This is a genomic window from Glaciecola sp. KUL10, assembly GCF_003203515.1.
GTDB lineage: Bacteria > Pseudomonadota > Gammaproteobacteria > Enterobacterales > Alteromonadaceae > Glaciecola.
Genome location: NZ_BGNG01000009.1, coordinates 144,379 through 167,510, shown reverse-complemented (window position 1 = coordinate 167,510; position 23,132 = coordinate 144,379). Strand labels below are relative to the sequence as shown.

The window sequence follows — 23,132 nt, the reverse complement described above, 5'->3', positions numbered from 1 at the left end:
TCACATGTTTTGCAGGCAATGGCCGAAATAAACTTATAGAGCGACCTATTAACGTCTACGTCGTGAATGATGGGTGTTCCAAAAGCGTCAGGAGGAAAGCAAATCAAAGCACAAAGTAAACCTTTGAATCAATTGACGACTCAAACGTCACATTCAAATATGGCAATTATCCAAGATGAATTTGTTAAACACTTCATCGCGTATGAAACCAGTTTTAAAAATGTTTCGGTTAACTTTACGTGGCATTTTAAAGAGGTGCATTTGGCTATGTTTAATCGCGAATCAATTGCTTCGGTGCTTGCCTGTGTTTTAGGGTCAATCCTTCGGTACTCATCAACACCATCTTCTGTTACGGTCACTCAAAAAATCACTGATAACGCTAAAAACATTGCATTTTTTTTGAAATAAACGGTTGCCCCTTTGATAAGTTTGAAGACATTTTTAACGAAGAAGATCTTGCCTTAATAAACACGGTCTATGCAAAGTACGAGTGGGTTTTAGAAGCAATTAAAGACAAAAATAAACTTGGATTAATCTGGCGAGTATCTAATGTGACGCCAATAAAAGCAGATAAAGATGCAATAGTTCGACAACTACATGCCAACGAATTAAGCACACAAGAACAACTGGCTCGCTCATTTCCTGAAAACTGTAAAATATTGATCCACGAAAGCAACCCAGAATTAAAACAGTTTTTAATACTGCTATTCTCAAAGCATGCTATCGCCCATTACGCTGATACTTTTGATCAGCTATACAACGAAGCAATCGAATTTGAACCAGACGTCATAGTGAGCGATTGGGGCGAACACTCTTCTATTAGCAATTTACAACAATTTAAATTAGATTCTAACACGCAGCACATACCCATCTTTTTGCTTGCTTCAGCAAATCATAATGATCAACATGCAAGTGCGTATGCAAACGGTGGAATAGAAGTAATAAGCAAACCCTTTAACACGGAAGAGCTTTTATTTAAAGTGGCTAACATCATCAATTTATTGCGAAGTGTCGCTCGCCGAGCCATTGAACAAAAAAGCAATCTGCATTTGTTGGTAGATAACTCGGAACAACGCGAAGACTTTACGAAGCAATTAGACGCGGCGATATTTGCTAGCTTTTGTCATCCTGACTTTTCGGTAGACCTTCTTGCTGACAATTTGCGAATGCCAGTGCGCCAACTCGAACGTAAAATGAAGAAACTCTCTCTAGGCACACCGGCTAAACGCATTAATTACGTAAGAGTGAAAAAAGCCTATGAAGCCTTATGCAAAGGTACAGCGGTCAAAAAAGTGATGATCGAATGTGGGTTTAGTAGCCAAGCTCAATTCACGCGATTGTTTGCAAAGGCGTATCACATACATCCTTCTAAAATTGCGGCATTGAAGCGCTAATACAAGCCCAAACATAAAAAAGCCCGCTATTTTAAGAGGACTCTACTTCATAATTATACTTTGCTTACACCACTAAGCTAATCAATCTGATAGAAATTCAATCTAGAGTCACTCAAGGGTGCAAGCTCTTGATTATTTTCAGGTCTGGAAAAATTATAATACAATGATTCTCTTACATATATTCGATTGCCGTGTTGCGCTAATAAGTCCCACTTTCTAACATTTAAATTCCAACATTCTGTATCTTCTGAGGGTAAACAACGTTCAAACTGCCCCCCTAATATAGACCGATAGTTGACAAGTTGACCTGTTTCGATTTCCCATATCATCGGCGAAGTTGAAGTATGTATTTCGTTATCATAAAAATTAGATGATATTCTCTCTGAGTTCCCGTTAGCGCTCAGCACTATCGAAAATCCCATTTTGCGGTGCTGATTAGCTTGGCTAACATCAAAACCAGAACGCCATACGCCGTAATAATCATCTTCATTCACAAAGCCCTGGTCGGTAGTGACCTCCACCATCATGCCTTTATTTGAGTACAAAGCACCTGATTGGTCTGTATATATTTGAACAATACCATAAGCACCTTGTTTGTTTTCTTGTACTTTATGCACGTTTACAGATTCACCACTAGCAAAACTAATAGAAGTGACGCCGTTATCGATTGACCACGTAAAGTTTTCTCCTGAGTCTTGGTTAACGCCGCTCATGTCGCTATCAAATCTCAACACATTAGCAACGAAGTTATCTCCTCTTGCTTCCTCACCTGGCAATTCAATTGCCAATAGCTTGTCGTTAAACTCATTAACCCTGAACGATTTTGAGTTGTCTTCAGTCACAAGCGATACATACTGTGGTGTAGAGAAATCATTTGTATAGCCATCTTCACACTCAACACGATAATTAACGTCGATAAGCGCGGCGTCAGGTGCGTTACCTCTTTTGCGAATCATACTCCAATCTTTTGAAGTGGCTTTTTCTGAACAGACTCCGTGTTCAGCAGTGTTGTAACTCCACTGATACCACCCTTGAGCATCATCTCGAGAGACTCTAAGCTTTCCGTTGTCTAATATTTCCCAACTAGCCAATACTTTACTGCCATCATTGTTTATCACCAGTACGTGATCTTCTGATTCAAAACGATAAACAAAATCAAAGTTAATACCCAATCGAACTGTATTTTTGGCACTGGCTAAAATGGGAAATACAGTCAACGGGAATTGCGCGGATGCGATATCATCAAAATTTTCGCGATTGGCTTGAGCACTTGCGAGGGATGCAGAAATATCAGACATGGCTGTATCAAAATTCTCAGTGGCTGCCTGTGTTTCTTCAATTAACAAAGCTAGATTTTCAAAGGTGAACGGTGTCGGCGCGGGAATATCGTTCTGTTGCATGTAAGTCATAAACGCAGATAGTTCTATGAATTTTGCAGTACTGACATGGTCGAACAAACTGCTGAACTCATCGCTATCAATAAACGCTTCAGATAGAATCTGACTTGGCTGCTCGTATAAGGCGCTGAGCAGTGCACTTTCAGAAGTTGTTAGTTCGTTTATTTCTATACTGTTTGTCTGTTTTTCGCTTTTTATTTCGCTTTTTACTTCACTATCAATATCACTCACATTCTGTGAAAACGCCAAAGGTGAGCGTGCAATATCACGCTCATTAAGCAAAGACTCTATAAAGTCTACTTTTGAAAGCACTGCATGCTCGGTATCAGCCTCAATTCGATAAGGTAGTTGCTGAATTGGCAAAGGTAACTCAGCCTCAAAATGATAATCGCCTTGCGCATCAGTACGACTGCTTAATTGAATCGAACCATATTGAAAACGCACGCTTACATCGCCCTGATGTTCACCGTCAAGGCTAATCTTACCGCGAATATCAGTTTCAAAGTGAGTATTTAAAGCGGTGATTTGCAAGGACTCAGTTGTACTACTGCCTTCATTGTCTGTCACAGTGAGTTGTAACACGATCTCTTCGTTTTGCTCAACCGTTGGCGCTTCAAACGAAAGAGATTGAGTATCACTGATACCCAGCTCTACAGCAGGCCCAGATAATTGCGACCATTGGTAGCTGGCAATAGAGCCGTCGGTATCCGTCGCATCAGCATCGATGATCATACTTGTTCGCTCCGCCACTTCTTGTGCAAGTAAATTGCCAATTGTAGGTGCTTGATTAGGTGCTAATGCTGGCGCGGGAACAGGTGCAGGTGCAGTTTGAGCGCTATCTGATCCGCCACCTCCACAAGCCATCAAGCTAGAAATCACGGTTGCACAAAGGGTTAATCGCAAATACTGCAGGTGTTGATTATGTTTCATCTCACTCTCCACTAAACGAGTTACAACATGATATTGGCAGTGACTTTTAGCTTTGTATTAAGCTGAAGTCATCCGCCGCTTAGGTGGGGTGAGAATACGCGCTAGATTAGTTAAAAAACGCCAAAAAACGACAAAATGCATTTAAAAAGCGACGTTTTTAAATAGGTAAAAACGTCGCCAAAAAACAATTTATTTGTTGAACGACGGGTCTGGTGTTCCTTTAAAGCAAGCCAAAACATATGGAAACCCATCTGTAATGAAATATCCATAAACGCCATCGATGGTCATGCCATTACACTCATCTAAGTCGCCACTTCCTTGAATATACTCATAGTCATCTCTAAAGCTACCATCGTAGGTTCCACCTGGGTTTCCAGTGGTTGATGGGCGTTCGCCACTTATTAATTGGTAGCTAGAAAGTGCTTTTCGAATGTTGCTACCGTCATCAAAATACGAACCATAAATGGGGTAACCATCCGCTGCGAAACCAACGACAGGAGACGGTGCACTGTCATCGCTATCATCAAATAATGCATTGGGTTTGCCATGGTAATGATAGGCACCATCATTTTGAGAATGAGCATTATGCGAGTCCACTCTGAACTCGTTGGCTTCATGCATAGGGTCAAAGCGCCAAGGTTGATCGAGGTCGCCACAACCTGTTTTTTCATTGCCAACGCCAAAACACGCCGCCGCTAACAAATCGACCTTTACCCCATTCAACATAACGGCATTGTTAAGCGCTAAACTTAAACCAGTAGTCGTGGATGCATGCGTGGGACTTGCCGTTATTTCTAACTGCGCATCTTGCTCTGCCACATGATGAGGAAAACTTTCATCGCCATCATTAAAATCGTGGTTAGGAATATTATTGGTGTCAAAATGACACTTATCACCGACTAGCGATATCTTTATGTCACCATTGAAAACGGCGCTATTGTTGACATCCAAAACAGTAGACTGATATTGCTCAATATAATCCGTACAACTGCCACTTCGGTTAGTTAATATTGCATTGGTGATATCAATTGGCGTGTTTTGAATACCTCTCACACGATTTGCTTCTTGATTGAGTTCATTCAAGACTGTCGATAAAGCATTGTCGCCACTTAAATCCTGCTCTTCATTAATATCGTTGTTCACTTGATACAAAGCTTGAGATTGAGAGTCCACTGAAAGCAATTTGTATTCTTGATTTCTTACCGACCAACCACTTGTATTATCACGAGTAAATTCTGAATAGTTGTATGTTCGAAGCGCTTCTTCGCCATTGCTAAATAAATGATAAAAGCTATAGCTATCATTTATTTGAGTATTGTTTCCACCGATAAACTGACTCACCGTAGCAAAAATATCCGTACTGTTTATCAATGCATCTTCTCTTTCATTTTGACGCTCAACAGTTAGGCCGCTAACAAACATCGGGACGCGAATGCCGCCTTCATAAAGCGTGTTTTTGCTATGCGCCGTACTAAACACCTCTGTATCAATTACACCAGCAGGCGTTCCATTATCCCCTATGTAAATGATTAAGGTATTTTCACGTTCATTGTCTGGTAATGAAGCGAGTAGGCGACCAATTTCACTATCCATCGCTTCAATTGACGCCAAATAATAATCTCGTCTATTATTCTGAATATCACTAGCAGTCCCGGTTAAATCATCGCGCTCATGAAGTTCGCTAGGAGGCAAGTGAAACGGAGAGTGAGGCGCAACATAAGCCATCCAAAGAAACCATGGGCGCTCTTGGGAATTTTGTTCAGCCAACCAATCGACAGCTAAATCAGTGATGCCAGTGGTGTGATAATCCCCGCGTTGACTGGTTGCACCCATTTCAGTCAACTGCCAATCATAATAATCGTCGATTGTTCCAGTAATAGTGCCCGCATAATAATCAGCGCCACTGTCTGTAGGATGATCCAAATCAGGGTTTGCACCGCCTAAATGCCATTTGCCAATAACCGCTGTTTGATAATCACTGTCTAAACTCTTGATATGTTTTTGAAGTGTTAGTGCACTCGAATCCATAACGGCTGGCACAAAGTCAACACCACTGTTAATGCCGTGTTGCCCCGTAATAATTGTCGCGCGTGTTGTTGTACAAGCAGGTGTTGCCCATGCATTATCAAAAATTAGCCCTTGGTTTGCTAGCGCCGTTAGATTTGGTGTCAGTGGTAAATCGTTCGAATAGCTGTATTGTGCTGAAGCATCCACGCCTTGATCATCGGCAATGATAAGTAAGATATTTGGTTTACCTGCCGAGTTCGAATCAGGTGTTGCGGTAATGATTTCACTTTCATTGCTATCCACACTTTCTGCAAATCCGTCTCCATCTGTATAACTAACGCTGACAGACAAAGTGAAATCAATATCGCTCTCAGTCAATTGATAACTATCTGAGGTCGCATTATCAATATCGTTGTGAACACCACCGCTCAATCGTCGCCATTGATAACTAAAGGTTCCAAGTCCATTTGCATCTGCTAAAGAAACATCTGCACTTAAGGTGTTACCCACCATTGTGCCACCGGTAATACTGACCTCTCCTGTTGGTGCGCTATTGGTTACCGGTGTGGGTGTCGGATCTGTTGGCACCTCTGGGCTTGAATCACTTCCGCCACCGCAAGCAGTTAGTGTTAAGACTAAACCCGTAAGAAACAATGAATGAGAGAGGATACGCAAGATTCGATAATTCAAAATAGACGTTTTTTTCATAGTGGCACCTGGACTGAAAGTATTAAAACTGCGCTTTGAGTCCATTCAGCATGTTTCAATTGGTATCTGCTAATTCCCTATATTGTTTAGCGAAGTTTACACTTTGTTAATTTACATGAATGGAAGAGTGTCGTCTTTAAACTGAGCAAAACTCCACGATTTTTCCATAATTGAAAAGAGGAGTATTTATTGAGGGTTTTTCGTCAATTGGTTTGCAATATCAGCTTGTGAAAGATTACGGTGCCTTCGCCATGCGTCTATTGAAGAGTGCCCATTCGCCAAATATTCCACCACGTCTTGTGGAACAGCAAAAGGGTCGCGTTTGCGATTTTTGCACAAACATAAGTAATCGTTGCAGGGAACCACAAAAACGGCCTGAATACAGGCCGCTTTTTTTAAGCAATCACTAGGCTTAACTAGCGGGTAAAATCACGCTATCAATCACATGAATAACGCCATTGCTTGCTTTGATATCAGTGGCAACTACGTTCGCATTATCAACAGTCACTTTGCCATTCATTACGTTGACGTCGATACTTTGGCCTTGCAAGCTTGTTGCAGAATCTACTTTGACCACATCTGCAGCAGTGACTTGACCGGGAACTACATGATAGGTCAGCACGGCAATTAACTTATCTTTGTTTTCAGGTTTCAATAAATCTTCAACTGTCCCAGCCGGAAGCTTTGCAAACGCTTCATTAGTGGGTGCAAACACGGTGAGTGGACCATCTCCTTTAAGCGCATCAACTAAACCAGCGGCCTTTACTGCTGTTACTAGTGTCGAGAAATCGGGGTTACTTGCCGCAACACCAACAATATCTTGTTTCTTCATGTATTTTTTACCGTAGTCACCCGCATATACGCCTGTGGCGACAACCAACGCAATTGCAACAGCAAAAAGGGATTTTAGCTTTAACATAATAAATCTTCCTTACTCAAAGTTATTTGAATCTAATAAGTGTTTTAGGGCTACTGGCCAGTCTCGCGACAAGTAGTGATGATTGATACAAGAAGGAAGCGGTGTTTGGATTGAATGTTAAATTTGTTTAATTTTTGAACTGAGATATTAAGTGTTTTTTTTTGCTTTTCTTGGGACACAAAGCAAATTCTAAATATCATTTATCTTCAATTTTGTCGCCTTTGCTCTCGAATGCCAAATACCAACCAAAATCACCAATTGGTGTAGCGAGAATATTTGTGTTGTTGCTAGTTAAGATACTTGAGCTTGTTTTTAGCGACGGTATTGATTGTTGAAGTGCTCGCTTTACTTCAAGTGGTAAATCATAGGAAGTCTGCTGAAAATTGATTTTTGGATGCACTTTAACATCTGCGTTTTTGTCGACAATAAACAGGGTTCCTCGTGTCGATAAATCCGAGTTATCCAAAGTTGCAAGAACACTTTCAAAGGAAGTCGCCACACCAGAAAGGCCATTCCCTGGAAGTTGCTGGTGATTAACATACAAGTCAACGCGTTTTTTATTCTGGTCATAGTAAATACTAATTAAATCATTATTACGGGTGCTTACATAGTCGAAATACCATATATCAATACTTGGCTCTAACACTCGCAAAAAGCCTTCGTGGTTCCAATACTTATTTGAGCTCTTGTCTGCAAAAGATGCACTGGTTAATGAATATTCTGAAACTTTGTATCGAAGCTTATCCAACAAGATCGATTCGCCACTCTCAAGAAATCCACCATCGACCCATGAATGGATATGCCCATCGTTTGCTAAGTTTTTCGCAATGACTTGTAGTGTCGAGACTCGCTTGTCAATTTGCTCTGCTATTAGCGAAAGTTCTAATAGTTCGACCTGTTGACGATCATGCGGTTTCTTATTGAACGAGTTCTGCAGGCCGCTTGCTGTCGATGAATACAAAAGCATCGCGAACACGAATATGTTTATTGCGCTCCGCAGTGAAATGGTCAGCATATTTAGTATCTTGTTATTCTTAAAATTGAAGTCTATGCGAAGCTATCAAAGCGTTTAGCCAAAAGCAATTGTGGCTAATACATATACATCCTATTGGTGAAGAAAAACGAAGCTCAACTCGCACTGCTTTTGAGCACTCACCCAAGCTACTTGTGAACTAAACAATGACTTTGTTTGTAAGAAAACAGCTTTGTTAAACTCCAATATATCCATTTATTGTTTCTCTTTTACTTGAGCAAAAAAAACGACAACAAGTGCCGTTTTCTGAAAGTATCTTAAGCTCGTGAATAACTTAATTATTACTCAACAACAACCTCAGCAAACTCCCGATAACTATCCAAATCAGGACAAGAACAAATCAAGTTACGGTCACCGTAAACATCATCTATTCGATTGACCGTTGGCCAGAATTTATCTTTAGCGACTGCAGGTACTGGAAAGGCGGCTAATTCGCGGTCGTAGCTGCGTTTCCAGTTGTTGTCGATGATATCGGCTAGTGTGTGCGGTGCGTTGTGCAGTGGGTTGTCTGTTGCATCCCATTCGCCACTTTCTACTTTTGCGATTTCTTCGCGGATGCAGACCATGGCTTCGATAAAGCGGTCGAGTTCTGCTTTGGCTTCTGACTCGGTGGGTTCGATCATTAGCGTGCCGGCTACTGGAAAACTCATTGTTGGTGCGTGGAAGCCGTAATCATTTAAGCGCTTTGCGATGTCCATTTCAGTGACACCTGAAGCCTCTTTTAATGGGCGCAAATCGATAATACATTCGTGTGCGATGCGGCCGCTCATGCCTTTGTACAATATTGGGTAATGACCTTCTAACTTTTTAGCGACATAGTTGGCATTTAGCATGGCAACTTCGGTTGCTTTTTTCAGGCCTTCACTGCCCATCATTTTGATGTACATGTAACTGATTGGCAAAATTGATGCGCTTCCCCATGGGGCGGCTGATACTGCGCCATTATTACCAAGGTTTTCGCCTGTTCCACCAGCTTGTAAGCCGACTTGTGTGTGGCTCGGTAGAAACGGGGCTAAATGTGATTTTACGCCAATTGGTCCCATACCTGGGCCGCCACCACCGTGTGGAATACAAAATGTTTTGTGCAGGTTTAAGTGTGATACATCAGAGCCAATTAGTCCTGGTGATGTAATGCCCACTTGTGCGTTCATGTTTGCGCCGTCCATATACACTTGACCGCCAAACTCATGCACGATGTCACAGATTTCTTTGACTGTTTCTTCGTATACGCCGTGTGTGGACGGGTAAGTGATCATGGCACAGCTTAAGTTATCTTTAACTTCTTCGGCTTTTGCACGAAGGTCATTTAAGTCAACGTTACCTTTTGAGTCGCAGTTAACCACGACGACTTTTAAACTGAGCATTTGTGCTGATGCTGGGTTAGTACCATGTGCTGATTGCGGAATCAGGCAAATATTTCTATGCCCTTCTCCGCGGCTTTGATGATAGCGAGTGATCGCTAACAAGCCAGTGTATTCACCTTGCGCACCCGAGTTTGGCTGCATAGATAACGAATCATAGCCGGTAATATTGATCAGCCAATCGCTTAACTCATCAATCATTTCTTTATAGCCCTGCGCTTGATTAACTGGCGCAAAAGGATGCAGTTGACCAAATTCAGGCCATGTTACTGGGATCATCTCAGCAGTTGCGTTTAGTTTCATGGTGCATGAACCGAGTGAAATCATACTGTGGTTCAATGCCAAGTCTTTGTTTTCTAGTGACTTGATATACCGCATCATTTCGGTTTCTGAGTGATATGAGTTAAATACTTCATGTGTTAAGTAGTCTGATTTGCGCACTAGTTGCTCTGGGATAGACGCTGAGCCATTAGCAATGATTTGTTGATCTAAGTCTTCAACACTTAAACCGTGGTCATCGCCCACTAGTACGCTAAACAAATCTAGAATATCTTGGCGCGAAGTGGTTTCGTCAAGCGAAATACCAACGCCAGTGTCTAGGTCAGCACGCAGATTCATGCCCTTTTCAAGCGCGGCTTTTAATACTGCGTCTTTATTGTCGACTTTTACAGTAATCGTATCAAACCATGTGTCATGTGCTAGCTCAAGCCCTTTGCTTTGAAGACCCGCAGCCAAAATATCAGTGAAGCGATGAATGCGACTTGCAATGGTTTTTAAGCCCACCGGACCGTGGTATACCGCATAGAAAGAAGCCATGTTGGCAAGTAAAACTTGAGCGGTACAAATATTTGAATTGGCTTTTTCACGACGAATGTGTTGTTCGCGTGTTTGCAGTGCCATGCGCAAAGCAGGGCGACCGCGAGTATCTTTAGACACACCAATAATACGACCTGGAAGCGAGCGTTTATAGCTATCGCGAGTGGCAAAAAATGCTGCGTGTGGACCGCCATAACCCATCGGTACACCAAAGCGCTGCGCTGAGCCCAATACAACATCTGCACCTAATTCGCCGGGAGGCGTTAATAAAGTCAAGGCCATTAGGTCAGTTGCGACTGCAACAACACCTTTGTTAGCTTGAATTTCTTTGATGACTTCTGAGATGTCTTTGATTTGACCCGTCGAACTTGGGTATTGAAGCAATGCACCAAAAATATCGTGATTTGATGCTTCAAACGCATGGCCTACTATCACTTCAAAACCGAACATTTCTGCACGTGTTTTAACAACATCCAATGTTTGCGGGTGAACGCCTTGTGACACAAAGAAGCTGTTAGATTTTTTATTTTTGGAAACGCGCTTTGCCAAACCCATCGCTTCGGCAGCGGCTGTTGCTTCGTCTAATAGTGAAGCCGATGCTAATGGCAAGCCAGTTAAGTCAATGGTTACTTGTTGGAAATTCAAAATAGCTTGCAAACGACCTTGCGCGATTTCTGGCTGGTAAGGCGTATAAGCCGTGTACCAACCCGGATTTTCTAGTACATTGCGCAAAATCACATTAGGCGTATGAGTATTACTATAACCCATACCGATAAACGAGCGATTAATCACATTTTTAGCTGCAACTTTTTTAAGCTCTGATAGCGCATTTACTTCAGTTTGAGCTTCGCCTACGTTTAATGGCTCTGGCAAACGAATACTGGCAGGTACAGTTTGTTGCATCAAATCATCGAGTGAGTCAGCGCCTACAAAATCGAGCATTTCTTTGATTTCGTTTTTACCCGGACCAATATGACGTCGAATAAAATCGTTTTGTTGCTCGAGAGCGAGCAAAGATACAGCGTTATTTGCATTGTTCATAAGATCGTTTACCTAACTTAGCAATTAGCAATACTCGGCGGCCTCTAGAGAAGAGTGCCCAACATTGGCAAAAATTTTCAACAGCGAATAGGTCGCACGCGATATACGTGCGCTTTAATTCAAAAGATATGCGTTATACGCTTATTCTTCTTCGATTGAGTTTTCGTAAGCTTCTGCATCTAACAGGCTTTCGACTTCACCTTCGTCATCGGCTTTCACTTTAAACATCCAGCCGTCACCGTAGGGGTCAGAGTTAACTAGCTCTGGTGAATCTTCTAACTGCTCATTTATTTCGATTACCGTGCCAGTAATTGGCGCGTAAATATCCGACGCTGCTTTTACTGACTCTGCAACTGCACAGTCATCGCCCGTCGCAACAGCGTCGTCAACATCAGGTAAATCAACAAATACCATATCGCCAAGTAAGTCTTGTGCGTGATGTGAAATACCAACTGTAAATACACCGTCTCCTTCTGGACGAACCCATTCATGAGTGGATGCATAACGTAATTCAGTAGGGATGTTGCTCATAATCGTTCCTAATCGTGCTGACTGTTCGTCAGTATTTAATTTATTCTCACTTGCCTTTGGCTCAATAAGCAAAGGCAAATGAATACTTGTTGTTAATCCGTTTTTCAGTTCGCTGTTGAGGTCGACGTTGCTTAAAGTACGCTTTTTCCGTTGCGCACAAAGCTAGGTTTAACTACAGATACTGTAACCCACTTTTTGCGCATTTCAACCTCAACTGTTGAACCAATTTCAACTTCTTTAGGCACTCTGGCCATTGCAATACTGTGTCCAAGTGTCGGAGAAAAAGTGCCAGAGGTAATAACGCCCTGACCTGCCTCAGATTTTACCGTTAGGCCAGCTCTCAAAACGCCTTTGTCAGTCATCACAAGGCCCACGAGTTTTTGGTGGCCATTTTGTTTTTGTTCGGTGAGTACTTTGCGCCCCATGAAGTCACGGTCTGTTGGTTCCCATGTTATGGTCCAGCCCATGTTTGCTTCAAGAGGTGAGATACTTTCGTCCATGTCTTGACCGTACAGATTCATGCCCGCTTCTAGTCTTAGCGTGTCTCTTGCGCCCAATCCACAAGGAGCAACACCGGCTTCTAGAAGTGCATTCCAAAATTCAAGCGCACGCTCACTTGGTACCATAATTTCGTAGCCAGCTTCGCCTGTGTAACCAGTGGTAGCGATAAATAGGTCTTCGGCTTGTACACCAAAGAATGGCTTCATACCTTCGGTAGCTTCTTTTTGAGCTGCTGTGAATAGTTGGCTCGCCTTTTCTTTCGCGTTAGGTCCCTGTACTGCGATCATCGCAAACTCGTCACGCTCAGTGATATCGACGTCAAAACCTTGTGACACTTTTGCCAACCAGTTCAAATCTTTCTCTTTCGTGGCTGAGTTAACAACCAAACGATAGTTGTTGCTATCAAAGTGATAGACAATCAGATCATCGACCACACCGCCAGCTTCATTCATCATACCGCTATAAAGCGCTTTTCCTTTCGCCTGAAGTTTTTCAACATCATTGGCGAGTAAAAAACGTAAATATGGCTTTGCATCTTTACCAGTCACGTCAACAATAGTCATGTGAGACACATCAAACATACCTGCATCTTGCCTCACCGCATTGTGTTCTTCTATTTGAGAGCCATAATTGATAGGCATATCCCAACCGAAAAAATCCACCATTTTTGCGCCAGATTCTATGTGTGCGCTATGCAAAACTGTTTTATTCATGTCGATTCCTTGTGAGAAGGTACTTCTTTAGTATTGGTATGAGTATAAAAATACTTGTCTGGATAAACTAATTAAAAAACCTCATACATACATTTAAAATTCTTATATACTTACAGACTTACATTTGAATTAATCATGCAATTATTTTTTGTTTGAGTGACTTGGAGCAAATTTGAGGCAACTATCACTTGATAATTTAAGAACACTTGTAACCGTCATCGAAACAGGGAGTTATCAAAAGGCGGGCGAACTTGTGGGCCGCTCACAACCAGCTATCAGCTTACAAATTAAAAAATTAGAGGCGCAGATTAACAAAAAATTATTTGATAAATTTGGTCAACGTTATCAAGCCAATTCGCATGGCATGTGGCTTTATGAGCAAGCCAAAACGATGCTTCAAATAAATGACCAAATATTCACGGAGTTTGAACAAGAAACACTAAAAGGTAGATTGAGATTTGGTATTCCAAGTGAATTTGCAACACGACTACTGCCAAGCATTATAGGAGAGTTCAACAATCGTTACCCAGATGTTTCTCTAGATGTTAGTTCGGCTTTATCGAGACAACTACTTAGCGTAAACCAACGAAATCAATACGATTTAGTGTTGGCCTTGATCAGTTCACAACAAAGCAGTGATGGTGAACTGTTATTAGAAGATGAATTGGTTTGGGTTGGAGATAGTAGACTGCCATTACCCAAAAAGAAGCTTTCTTTAGTGCTAGCGCCCGATGGCTGTATGTATAGAAGTCAGGCTATCCAAGTATTAAAACAACAGACGATTGAATGGCGAATTGCCTATACCAATACTGACCTTTATGGTTTGATCGCAGCGATCAAACAGGGCTTAGGTATCACGGTGCTCGCCAAATCAAGCGTTCCACCCGAATTAGAAATCATTAAACACCCGATGTTACCCGAACTAGGTACGATTAATATCTGTTTGTTTAACCAAAACTCTCAACACCCGCAGGTGAGCGCAACCCTGTCAGAGTTCATTAGAAATCGTGTTCAACACCTACTTTAGTCGAGGTATTTTTTTTCATTTGAATAATGTATTGATTTATTCATAATTGATATAAAGATTGTGCTTGTAAACACTTTGTAAAAACAACTATAGTTCGCATAACATTTGTTGTTAGTAATACCATGTTGATAACATCTGTTACATTGTTCTTTAATTTCTATCTTTCTTTTTTCACAAACATAAGAAAATACCATGTACAGACAACTTCCTTATCCCGCGCTCGCGCGTTTCGTGAGACTATTTGTCTTAGTAGTCAGTCTTGTCCTTTTAACCGTTGCCATTGCAGCAGCATCGCCTGGTGAACCTGCGCCAACTAAACTAGCAACCGAAGGAGACGGGCCGTACGCCCGTCTTATCCTTCGGGGTGTTAATCTTATTAACGGCGAAGGCGCCCCTATGCGTGGCCCCGTCGACATTGTGATAGAACAGAACCGAATCACCAATATCGTAAGCGTTGGACACCCTGGCGTCCCAATAAAAGAAAAAGGACGACCTAAAGCAAACGCTGGCGACAAAGAATTAGATTTAACCGGGCACTATATAGTGCCCGGTTTCGTTGATATGCACGGTCATATCGGCGGTTCAGCAGATGATATTCCCGCAGAATATGTATTTAAGCTATGGATGGCACATGGCATTACCACCGTTAGGGAGCCTGGCAGTTTCAATGGACTAGATTGGGTATTGGATCACGTCAATAGAAGTGCTAAAAATGAAATCGTGGCACCTCGTATTATCCCGTATCTAGGTTTTGGAATGGGCGCGGATGAACCGATATTTACAGCCAAACAAGCACGAGCATGGGTCAAAAGAGCGAGAAAAGACGGTGCTAAAGGTATCAAGTTTTTCGGAGCTACCCCAAAAGTAATGACTGCTGCACTAGATGAAGCGAAGAAGCAAGGGCTCGGGACCATGATGCATCACGCTCAGCTTAATGTAATGAGTATGAATGTATTAGATTCTGCTAGATTAGGTTTAACAACCATGGAACATTGGTACGGGTTACCAGAAGCTTTATTTGAAGACCAAACCATTCAAAATTACCCTGCGAGCTATAATTACAACAATGAACAAGATAGGTTCGCTGAAGCAGGAAAGTTGTGGAAACAAGCAGCGCCCTATGGTTCACAAAAGTGGAATGTTGTGCGTGATGAACTCATCGACTTAGATTTTACGATTAATCCGACGATGACGATCTATCAAGCAAGTCGTGATCTAATGCGTGAGCGCAACGCAGATTGGCATGAAGAGTATACCTTGCCGACGCTTTGGGACTTTTTTACTCCTAGTCGTTACGCGCATGGTTCTTATTGGTTTGATTGGACCACTGACGAAGAAATTGAATGGAAAGAAAATTACCGCATTTGGATGCAGTTTTTAAATGATTATAAAAATCATGGTGGACGTGTTACCACAGGGTCTGACTCTGGGTACATATACAAAATTTATGGGTTTGGTTTTATCAGTGAACTAGAGCTCTTACGCGAGGCTGGTTTCAACCCTTATGAAGTTATTCAGGCGGCTACGTTAAACGGGGCGCAAGCACTTGGTATGGATGACCAAATAGGGTCGATCAGTATTGGTAAACTTGCTGATATGGTAGTATTAACTGAGAACCCGCTGCAAAACCTAAAAACGCTCTATGGGACGGGGCATTACCGCCTTAACGATGATAATCAACCCATACGCAGCGGTGGTGTGAAGTACACAATCAAAGATGGCATTGTGTATGACGCCAAACAAATGCTGGCTGACGTCAGAGAAATCGTAAAAGAGGCAAAGTTAAAGGACACTCAACCTTAATTCGTACCTGTTGATAACCATAGGGTTATCAGCCCAGTAATGACGATGAGAAGCACGCCTGCCATTAAATATTTTTGCGGGTAACGGGTAGTATCGCGATACAGTAAGCAATAAACTGGCGTCAGGGGAAGTAATGCAATACAAATGATTGCCCATTTTTTGTGTTCGTTGCCAAACGCGGTAGCCACCGTTATCAGTGCCCCCACAAAACACAATGTCACACCAATCCCAAGTTTGATAGTTAGGATTATCACAACGTAAAGATTAATATCGGTGAAGTTCAATTTGCCTCCCGTGGCCTTTTTTGATGGAAGATACTAAGACTGGAGTGATATGTCTAATCCTTTGCTATTTATACTTGTTGTACTGATTTGGGGCTCAACGTGGATCGGTATTGCTTACCAAACAGGGCACCTCGATCCAGCCTTATCTGTTGGCATTAGATTTGGGATCGCCGCATGCCTCTTGGGTGCATGGGGATTAATCAAAGGCTTATCATTTCGCCTACCATGGCATGTACATAAACAGATCGTGCTAGTTGGCTTGCTATTTTACACCTTAGACTACACTTTTTTGTACGCTGCACAACAGCATATCATCAGTGCTCTTTTAGCATTACTAAGCTCCAGCATTATATATATCAATGTGGTTTTGAGGCGCATTCTGTTAGGTAAACCCATGCGCTTAGAAGTGATTATAGGTGCAACATTAGGCATGCTTGGTGTGACACTGATTTTTATTCCTGAGTTTAAAGCGCTGAGCGTGAATCAAGGTTTAACCCTTGGTTTGTTATTCGCCGCGGCTTCATTTTTAAGTGCAGGCGTTGGCAATGTCGTGTCTGAAAAAATCTTAGACAAAGGCACGCCTGTTATTCAAATGAATTTCTATGCCATGAGTTATAGTTTGGTATTTACTTTTGGCTATGCATTTATCAGTGGCGCAAAATTTTATTTCCCAGAGGTAGCAAGTTACTACTACTCACTATTGTATTTGGCTGTGTTCGGCTCTGTTATTGCGTTCGGTGCTTACATGCAGTTACTGCGTCAAATTGGCTCTGACAAAGCGGCATACGTTGTTCTGGTGTATCCTTTAATAGCGCTTGTGTTTTCAACATTCCTAGAAGGCTATGTTTGGTCATGGCTAGCTGCCGGCGGTGTCCTATTGGTGCTCATAGGCAACGCTATTGCCATGGGCAAATTAAACAAGCAATTAAATATTAAAACGTCAGAAACCAATTAATATCGTCAATTATGATTTAACCACCAAAGTTGGCAAGTTACCACTTCCGCCCGTTGCTTGTTGAATAAAAAACCGCTTAATCGGTGTGACCCTTGATGCTATCCCTAGACCACAGTTTCTGGCCAATTTTTTTAGGTCATTGTTGCCGTCAAAAACTTGTTTAAAACCTTCCATCGTTGCTATCACTTTAACAGCATCAGCTTTGCGCCAACGCTCGTAAGCACGCAAATTTTTATGAAGATAAAACGGCTTTTGTTTAGCCTTTAAAGCGGCTAATTCGTCGACTAAAGCAGCCGCGTCGAGTAACCCTAAATTGGCCCCCTGTCCAGCCAAAGGGTGAATGGTATGAGCGGCGTCACCTGCTAACACCACGCCATTTTGTGCCCATTGTCGGACATATTGCATTTTAAGGGGATATGAAAATTGTTTGCTTGCCAATTTGACGTTACCTAACTCATTGTCAATGGCCACTTGCAAGGATTGGCAAAATTCCTTTTCTGACAATGAAAGTAATCGTTGGGCTTCAAGTGTTGTTTGAGACCATACGATTGAACTGTAGTGCTCATCTTGTAATGGTAAAAATGCCAACGGACCAAATTTAGAAAACGCTTGTCGAGCGATATTCTTGTGCGCGTTATCTGTTCTAACATTGGCTACGATTGCAAGGTGATCATAGCTCCAAAAGGTCATCGGAAAATTAAAGTACCGCCTAACAAAGGATTGTCCACCGTCTGCACCCACGAGCAACTGAGCTTGAATAAGGCCTTGATCTTGAGTCGAGATGGTCACGCATTGTCTATGATCGTCTTTTTCAATCTTTGAGATTTCACATCCCAAAAATAATTTCACGCCAATAGCCTGGGCTTGATTGATTAGCGCATCGGTGATTTGTTGGTTTTCTATAATATGACCCAAGTGAGCAGCGTTGGTTTCACTTGCGTCAAAACTGATTCTTCCAAACGCTTGGTCTTCCCATACATCCATTTGTGTATACGGTGCTTTTCGAACGATCCTCTCCCAAACGCCTAAAGTTTCGAATAGGTTTTGGCTAGCAAGACTAATTGCGCTCACTCTGGGATGATAATTAGGGGGATTTTGGTTCGCATCTCCATCGACCGAAGGTACCAAGGTATTTTTATCTAATACGCCAACATCGATCCCGGCTTGCTTAAGTGCAACTGCTAGCGCCATACCCACGATGCCGGCCCCAACAACTATAACATCAACCGTTTTTATGCTCATCAACGCTCACCCATTGCAAATTTAACAAACTGTTGCTTGAATAAAGTAGATTGATTCAACCCCAATAATCCTAAGTTTCTGCCCACTATCAAGGGCAAGTATTGATTAGAAAAAACCTTCACAAGCGCATTTGTCGCAGTCACAACAGATTGTTTGTCTGGCGCTCTTAATTCGCGATAACGCTTTAATTGATGAAAACTACCAAGCGCATATTGACCATCTTTTAATACATCTAGCAACGCGTCTATATCTCGCACCCCTAGGTTAAAACCTTGTCCAGCGATAGGGTGTAGGCTTTGAGCGGCATTCCCCAAACAAATAGCGCGGTGATGAATAAAGTCACTCGCAGTCGTTAATTTAAGCGGATAACTGACCTTGTCTGAACACGCTAAAAATCGCCCCAACTTGTCCGAAAACAATCGACGTAACGCGTCTAAAAACGCAGTATTTGTCAGGCTTAATATATCGTTCGCTTTACTACTATCAAGTGTCCATACCATGGATAGCCTGTTTGCATTGCCGCCATTCATTGGCAACAGCGCGAGAGGGCCTTGTGAAGTAAATCGTTCAAACGCTTGATTGTGGTGTGGACGTTGGGCTTCAACATTCGCAATAATTGCCGTTTGTTCATAGTCCACAACGTGATTACTGATGTTTAACAAAGATTTGGTCGTAGAAGTAGCGCCCTCTGCTACCAAGAGTAATTTTCCCCTTAAAGCGACAGATTCACACCGACACTCAATTGCGCCAGGTTCTTGAGTAATAGACCGTATTTTATCCGGTTGATAAAGGCTAATATTTGAATGCTTTTCTACCTGATTTTGCAGTTGCGCCCCTAAGTGTTGTAGGGCAACCACGTAGCCCATTGGATCTTTTTCTTCTAACTTCACTTGGCCAAGGTGACCGCGGTCAGAAACATGAATATGTTTAATTGGACACAGATCGACCCTATCGACCTGAACACCAAATCGTTGCAACTGAAGATAAGATTGCTTTGCGAGCGCAACAACGCGTGCATCAAAACTGGGATGTCCAAGGGCAACATTAAGATCTGATGTATTTTGAGAGGTCACAGAGAAGGCCTCGACAACAGCCACCTTAAAGTTTGTATGGTTGGCGATGGCTAGTGCAGCACTGAGTCCTACCACGCCACCACCGGCTATTATTACGTCTACTTTTTGCAAAGCTTCAGCACTCACGACATCAAAGCCTCGATGTCTTCTATGCGCTTAGGGACTTTGCTAGTCAGGACCTTATGACCTGATTCAGTAATCACAATATCATCTTCAATGCGAATGCCGATGCCTTTGAATTGAGGAGCCACTTTGGCACTTGATGGAATATAAAGGCCAGGTTCAACGGTCATTACCATTCCTGGCACCAAGGGACAGTCTTTCCCTTTTGACTTATATACGCCCACGTCATGCACGTCTAAACCTAACCAATGCCCCAGCCCATGCATAAAAAAAGCTTTCCATGTTTCATCTTCAAGGTTTTCATCTAAATCACCTTGCAAAATACCGAGTTCAATCAGTCCTTCTGTTATCACTCTGACCGCAGCACTCATCCCTTGAGCGATTGTGTTACCTGGCTTTAGAGCCTCAAGCGCTGCATACTGTGAATCCAAGACAAGTTGATAAAGCGCCTTTTGAGCTTCAGTAAACTGCCCGTTAACAGGAAACGTTCGAGTAATATCCGCTGCATAACCGTGTAATTCGCACCCCGCATCAATCAACACAAGCTCGCCATCGGCAATCGCTTGATTATTTTCGGTATAGTGCAAAATACATGCATTCTCGCCGCCACCAACAATAGAGTGATAAGCTTCATGCTTAGCGCCTTTGATAGCAAATTCATGTTTAATTTCGGCTTCAAGCTCAAATTCATTACAACCTGCATAGGCGTACTTCATTGCTCTGATATGCGCTTCAGCTGAAATTTCAGCCGCGCGCTTCAAAATCTCTATTTCTTTTTCGCATTTAATCAACCGCATACCATGAAGAATTGGACGAATATCACATATTGCATGAGGTGCGGCTTTTGATTGCTTGGGTGCACTGCGACAACTTTCAATTGCAAATTCAATAAAGTCATCAGCCCTTGGGTTTGCTTTGCTTGCAAAATATAACTGGTGGTGGCCATCCACAATGTCGGTCAAATGCTCATCAAGCTCTTCAACGCTATGAGCATAATCAACACCAAGCGTATTAGCCGCATTGCGCACACCCAAACGTCGACCGTGCCATACTTCGGCAAACGCATCTGTAGGCTGCACAAATACCATGCTCATTTGTCCGTTGTAATCATCGGAGTTAGATAATAGCAAAACAGCTTCAGGCTCGTTAAATCCAGTTAAATACCAAAAGTCACTATCTTGTCTGAAGGCATACTCAGTATCATTGCTTCTTTTGACTAGACTAGCAGCTGGAATAATGCATAGACTATTGGGTAGACATCGGCTAAGTAGTTCGCTACGACGCTGCTTAAAGTCTTCGTTGGAAAGTGGAGAAATTGGCCCGTGATTCATAATAATGGTCTAATGTACCGAAGGTTCGGCATCAGATTCTAATGGTGATTTGCCCAACTCATTAAAGCATAGCATTGCTGTAATTCTTACGTATTCCATGACTTCAAAAAGTGCCTGCTCCGATTCTTCGTCTTCGGTCATTTCTTCATCCATACGTGCGATTTCGGAAAAGTCTTCCAACCCTTCTTTTACATCTTGCGAGCAATTAGTGAGGTCTGCTTGATGTAGACCAAAACCAAGGAGAAACCCCTGAACCCACTGCAATAAAGCTGTACCACGTTCATTTATAGGTGCGTTATCATCTGGCAGACAAAGGGTCAAAGCAAAATCAGCCTCTATTAGCTGCTGACATGTCTCATTAAATAAGTCGATTACTGAGTTTTTTGCTTTGGGGGCAAACGCCTCGCCTTGGTTGACCACGTCACTTAACGCTTCAATCCAAGTCTGGTCATTTGTATCCATACCACCACTGAGCATACCGCATAAAATCCCTTGAATCTCAGCGGCGTCAACAATAATATTTTCTTGAGATAAGAGTGAGCTATAGTGCTCGTATTGGGTGCTTGAGTCTGACACTTGCATTCCTACATTCTTATGATGTTGGGAGTTTAGCAGAAAAATACTAAGGGCCTAAAGAGTAAAGTAATTAAAGCTGTTCGCGGCGACAAATATTAAAGAAAAACGACACCCGTCGAGTTAATTAAACGGAACCTAAGTACCATCATATCTTCAAGCTTCTTTGTCTAATTTGCTTCTATCACGGATTCATATCGTGTAAACTCCGCCTCCTAGCGCACGACGTTCAGACTTAGTCGCCTGAAATGTTTGCTAGTGCATTTCATGTTCCTGGCCGATGCTATAAACCCCGGAAGTTGATTCCACTGCTATTGCGTAAGCTCGACTTGTATCGAGAAACCTACGGCAGTGATGATACATCCACCGTGTCCTTGTCGGCACACGGACGAAAAATGTACGGCGGCATTTTGGGTGGCACCAAATTTTTAAATTGCTTAGCTTGAGATTCTTAAATGTCAGTCTTTAATTTTGGTTCGATTAACATAGATTTTGTATACCAGGTACCTCATCTAGTAAAACCTGGCGAAACCTTATCCTCAACTCATTTTCAATCGGTCCTTGGCGGTAAAGGGGCGAATCAGTCAATTGCATTAGCCAAAGCTGGGGTAGACGTCAAGCATGTGGGCGCTGTCAATAAAGGCGACATAAGATTTGTAGAGCAAATGCAAAGCTATGGCGTCGATTGTTCGTTGGTCAGGTTATGTGATGACGTTGCAAGTGGACATGCAATTATTCAAGTTGATGAACAGGCTGAAAACTCGATCATCCTTTTTGGTGGTGCAAATCAAACGTTTTGTCCGCAACAAATAGACAAGGCATTGACGAGTGCTCAAGCAGGCGATTATTTACTCATTCAAAATGAAATCAATGCGTTGCACCAAGTGATGCAAGCCGCTTTCGATAAGAAAATGAAAATAGTATTTAACCCTGCACCGATGACGCCATCGGTAAATGAGCTTCCACTTAGCTTTGTCGATTTATTTGTCCTCAACGAAATCGAAGCAGAACAAATTAGCGGGTTCGTTAACTTAAACGATATCAAAGCCGCTTTGCTCGAACGCTATCCTGAAAGCCACTTTGTGATTACCTTGGGCAAGCAAGGCGCTTGTTTTTTTAATAAAGAACAAGAGGTAAGTGTTGAAGCATTTGTCGTGAATGCAATTGATACAACCGCAGCTGGCGATACGTTTATTGGTTTTTTCCTTGCCGGGCTTGAACAAAAGCAAGATATAACAGATGCGCTTAGCTTCGCTTGTGCGGCATCAGCTCTATCTGTAACAAAAAGTGGTGCTGCGCAATCGATTCCTGATTTAAATGACGTGAATCAGTTTTTACGCCACCCCAAATAATTAGCAAAGCACAAACCA

18 protein-coding genes and 1 other RNA gene are annotated in these 23,132 nt (G+C 42.3%); 7 read left to right on the top strand and 12 right to left on the bottom strand.

The features are described from left to right. Positions 1 to 66: 66 nt before the first annotated feature. Complete coding sequence (locus tag KUL10_RS14915; RefSeq protein ID WP_110429747.1) at positions 67 to 408, top strand: hypothetical protein; 342 nt, start codon at positions 67 to 69, stop codon at positions 406 to 408. A 143-nt stretch (positions 409 to 551) separates the two neighbouring features. Beyond that, positions 552 to 1,394 carry an AraC family transcriptional regulator gene (locus tag KUL10_RS14910; protein ID WP_110429746.1) on the top strand — a complete coding sequence of 281 codons (843 nt, stop codon included), beginning with the start codon at positions 552 to 554 and terminating at the stop codon, positions 1,392 to 1,394. A 77-nt stretch (positions 1,395 to 1,471) separates the two neighbouring features. Here the strand turns inward: KUL10_RS14910 and KUL10_RS14905 are convergent, their stop codons facing one another. The 7 genes from KUL10_RS14905 to gcvT form a co-directional block, all read right to left on the bottom strand. Beyond that, the gene (locus KUL10_RS14905; RefSeq protein WP_110429745.1) at positions 1,472 to 3,721 is read right to left on the bottom strand and encodes a hypothetical protein; all 2,250 of its coding nucleotides are present in this window, start codon (positions 3,719 to 3,721) and stop codon (positions 1,472 to 1,474) included. A 189-nt stretch (positions 3,722 to 3,910) separates the two neighbouring features. Further along, positions 3,911 to 6,436 carry a YHYH protein gene (locus tag KUL10_RS14900; RefSeq protein WP_158525401.1) on the bottom strand — a complete coding sequence of 842 codons (2,526 nt, stop codon included), beginning with the start codon at positions 6,434 to 6,436 and terminating at the stop codon, positions 3,911 to 3,913. Positions 6,437 to 6,848: 412 nt separating this feature from the next. Further along, on the bottom strand, positions 6,849 to 7,355 hold the full coding sequence (locus KUL10_RS14895) for a fasciclin domain-containing protein (RefSeq protein ID WP_110429743.1): 507 nt from the start codon (positions 7,353 to 7,355) through the stop codon (positions 6,849 to 6,851). A 196-nt stretch (positions 7,356 to 7,551) separates the two neighbouring features. Beyond that, the gene (locus KUL10_RS14890) at positions 7,552 to 8,370 is read right to left on the bottom strand and encodes a cache domain-containing protein (protein ID WP_110429742.1); all 819 of its coding nucleotides are present in this window, start codon (positions 8,368 to 8,370) and stop codon (positions 7,552 to 7,554) included. Between the two features lie 299 nt (positions 8,371 to 8,669). Next, complete coding sequence (gene gcvP / locus KUL10_RS14885; RefSeq protein WP_110429741.1) at positions 8,670 to 11,606, bottom strand: aminomethyl-transferring glycine dehydrogenase; 2,937 nt, start codon at positions 11,604 to 11,606, stop codon at positions 8,670 to 8,672. A gap of 141 nt (positions 11,607 to 11,747) precedes the next feature. Next, the gene (gene gcvH, locus KUL10_RS14880) at positions 11,748 to 12,137 is read right to left on the bottom strand and encodes a glycine cleavage system protein GcvH (RefSeq protein ID WP_110429740.1); all 390 of its coding nucleotides are present in this window, start codon (positions 12,135 to 12,137) and stop codon (positions 11,748 to 11,750) included. A 131-nt stretch (positions 12,138 to 12,268) separates the two neighbouring features. Continuing rightward, positions 12,269 to 13,351, bottom strand: a complete 1,083-nt coding sequence (gcvT, locus tag KUL10_RS14875; protein WP_110429739.1) for a glycine cleavage system aminomethyltransferase GcvT — start codon at positions 13,349 to 13,351, stop codon at positions 12,269 to 12,271. A 172-nt stretch (positions 13,352 to 13,523) separates the two neighbouring features. Here gcvT and KUL10_RS14870 point away from each other — a divergent pair, with 172 nt between their 5' ends. Both KUL10_RS14870 and KUL10_RS14860 read left to right on the top strand, forming a co-directional pair. After that, positions 13,524 to 14,378, top strand: a complete 855-nt coding sequence (locus KUL10_RS14870) for a LysR family transcriptional regulator (protein WP_110429738.1) — start codon at positions 13,524 to 13,526, stop codon at positions 14,376 to 14,378. 192 nt (positions 14,379 to 14,570) lie between these two features. Then, the gene (locus KUL10_RS14860) at positions 14,571 to 16,181 is read left to right on the top strand and encodes an amidohydrolase family protein (protein WP_110429736.1); all 1,611 of its coding nucleotides are present in this window, start codon (positions 14,571 to 14,573) and stop codon (positions 16,179 to 16,181) included. On the opposite strand, the gene KUL10_RS14855 is transcribed toward KUL10_RS14860, so the two are convergent. Then, positions 16,178 to 16,465 (bottom strand): hypothetical protein, encoded by a 288-nt coding sequence (locus tag KUL10_RS14855; RefSeq protein ID WP_110429735.1) that lies wholly within the window; start codon positions 16,463 to 16,465, stop codon positions 16,178 to 16,180. The two genes, KUL10_RS14860 and KUL10_RS14855, sit on opposite strands and share 4 nt — an antisense overlap. Positions 16,466 to 16,514: 49 nt before the next feature. On the opposite strand from KUL10_RS14855, the gene KUL10_RS14850 reads away from it, so the two are divergent. Further along, on the top strand, positions 16,515 to 17,420 hold the full coding sequence (locus tag KUL10_RS14850; protein ID WP_110429734.1) for a DMT family transporter: 906 nt from the start codon (positions 16,515 to 16,517) through the stop codon (positions 17,418 to 17,420). 9 nt (positions 17,421 to 17,429) lie between these two features. On the opposite strand, the gene KUL10_RS14845 is transcribed toward KUL10_RS14850, so the two are convergent. The 4 genes from KUL10_RS14845 to KUL10_RS14830 are packed head-to-tail and all read right to left on the bottom strand — an operon-like array spanning position 17,430 to position 21,765. Then, on the bottom strand, positions 17,430 to 18,662 hold the full coding sequence (locus tag KUL10_RS14845) for an FAD-dependent monooxygenase (RefSeq protein ID WP_110429733.1): 1,233 nt from the start codon (positions 18,660 to 18,662) through the stop codon (positions 17,430 to 17,432). Next, entirely contained in the window at positions 18,662 to 19,861 is a 1,200-nt protein-coding gene (locus tag KUL10_RS14840) for an FAD-dependent oxidoreductase (RefSeq protein WP_110429732.1), read from the bottom strand. Before KUL10_RS14840 ends, KUL10_RS14845 begins: the two co-directional genes overlap by 1 nt. Beyond that, complete coding sequence (gene pepP, locus KUL10_RS14835) at positions 19,858 to 21,189, bottom strand: Xaa-Pro aminopeptidase (protein ID WP_110429731.1); 1,332 nt, start codon at positions 21,187 to 21,189, stop codon at positions 19,858 to 19,860. The genes KUL10_RS14840 and pepP overlap by 4 nt, the downstream gene beginning before the upstream one ends. A 9-nt stretch (positions 21,190 to 21,198) precedes the next feature. Next, complete coding sequence (locus KUL10_RS14830) at positions 21,199 to 21,765, bottom strand: UPF0149 family protein (protein ID WP_373415192.1); 567 nt, start codon at positions 21,763 to 21,765, stop codon at positions 21,199 to 21,201. A 234-nt stretch (positions 21,766 to 21,999) separates the two neighbouring features. Between KUL10_RS14830 and ssrS the strand changes: the two genes are divergently transcribed. Both ssrS and KUL10_RS14820 read left to right on the top strand, forming a co-directional pair. Beyond that, a non-coding RNA gene (gene ssrS, locus KUL10_RS14825) (6S RNA) lies at positions 22,000 to 22,183 on the top strand. A 34-nt stretch (positions 22,184 to 22,217) separates the two neighbouring features. After that, positions 22,218 to 23,114 carry a ribokinase gene (locus tag KUL10_RS14820; RefSeq protein WP_110429729.1) on the top strand — a complete coding sequence of 299 codons (897 nt, stop codon included), beginning with the start codon at positions 22,218 to 22,220 and terminating at the stop codon, positions 23,112 to 23,114. Positions 23,115 to 23,132: the final 18 nt, after the last annotated feature.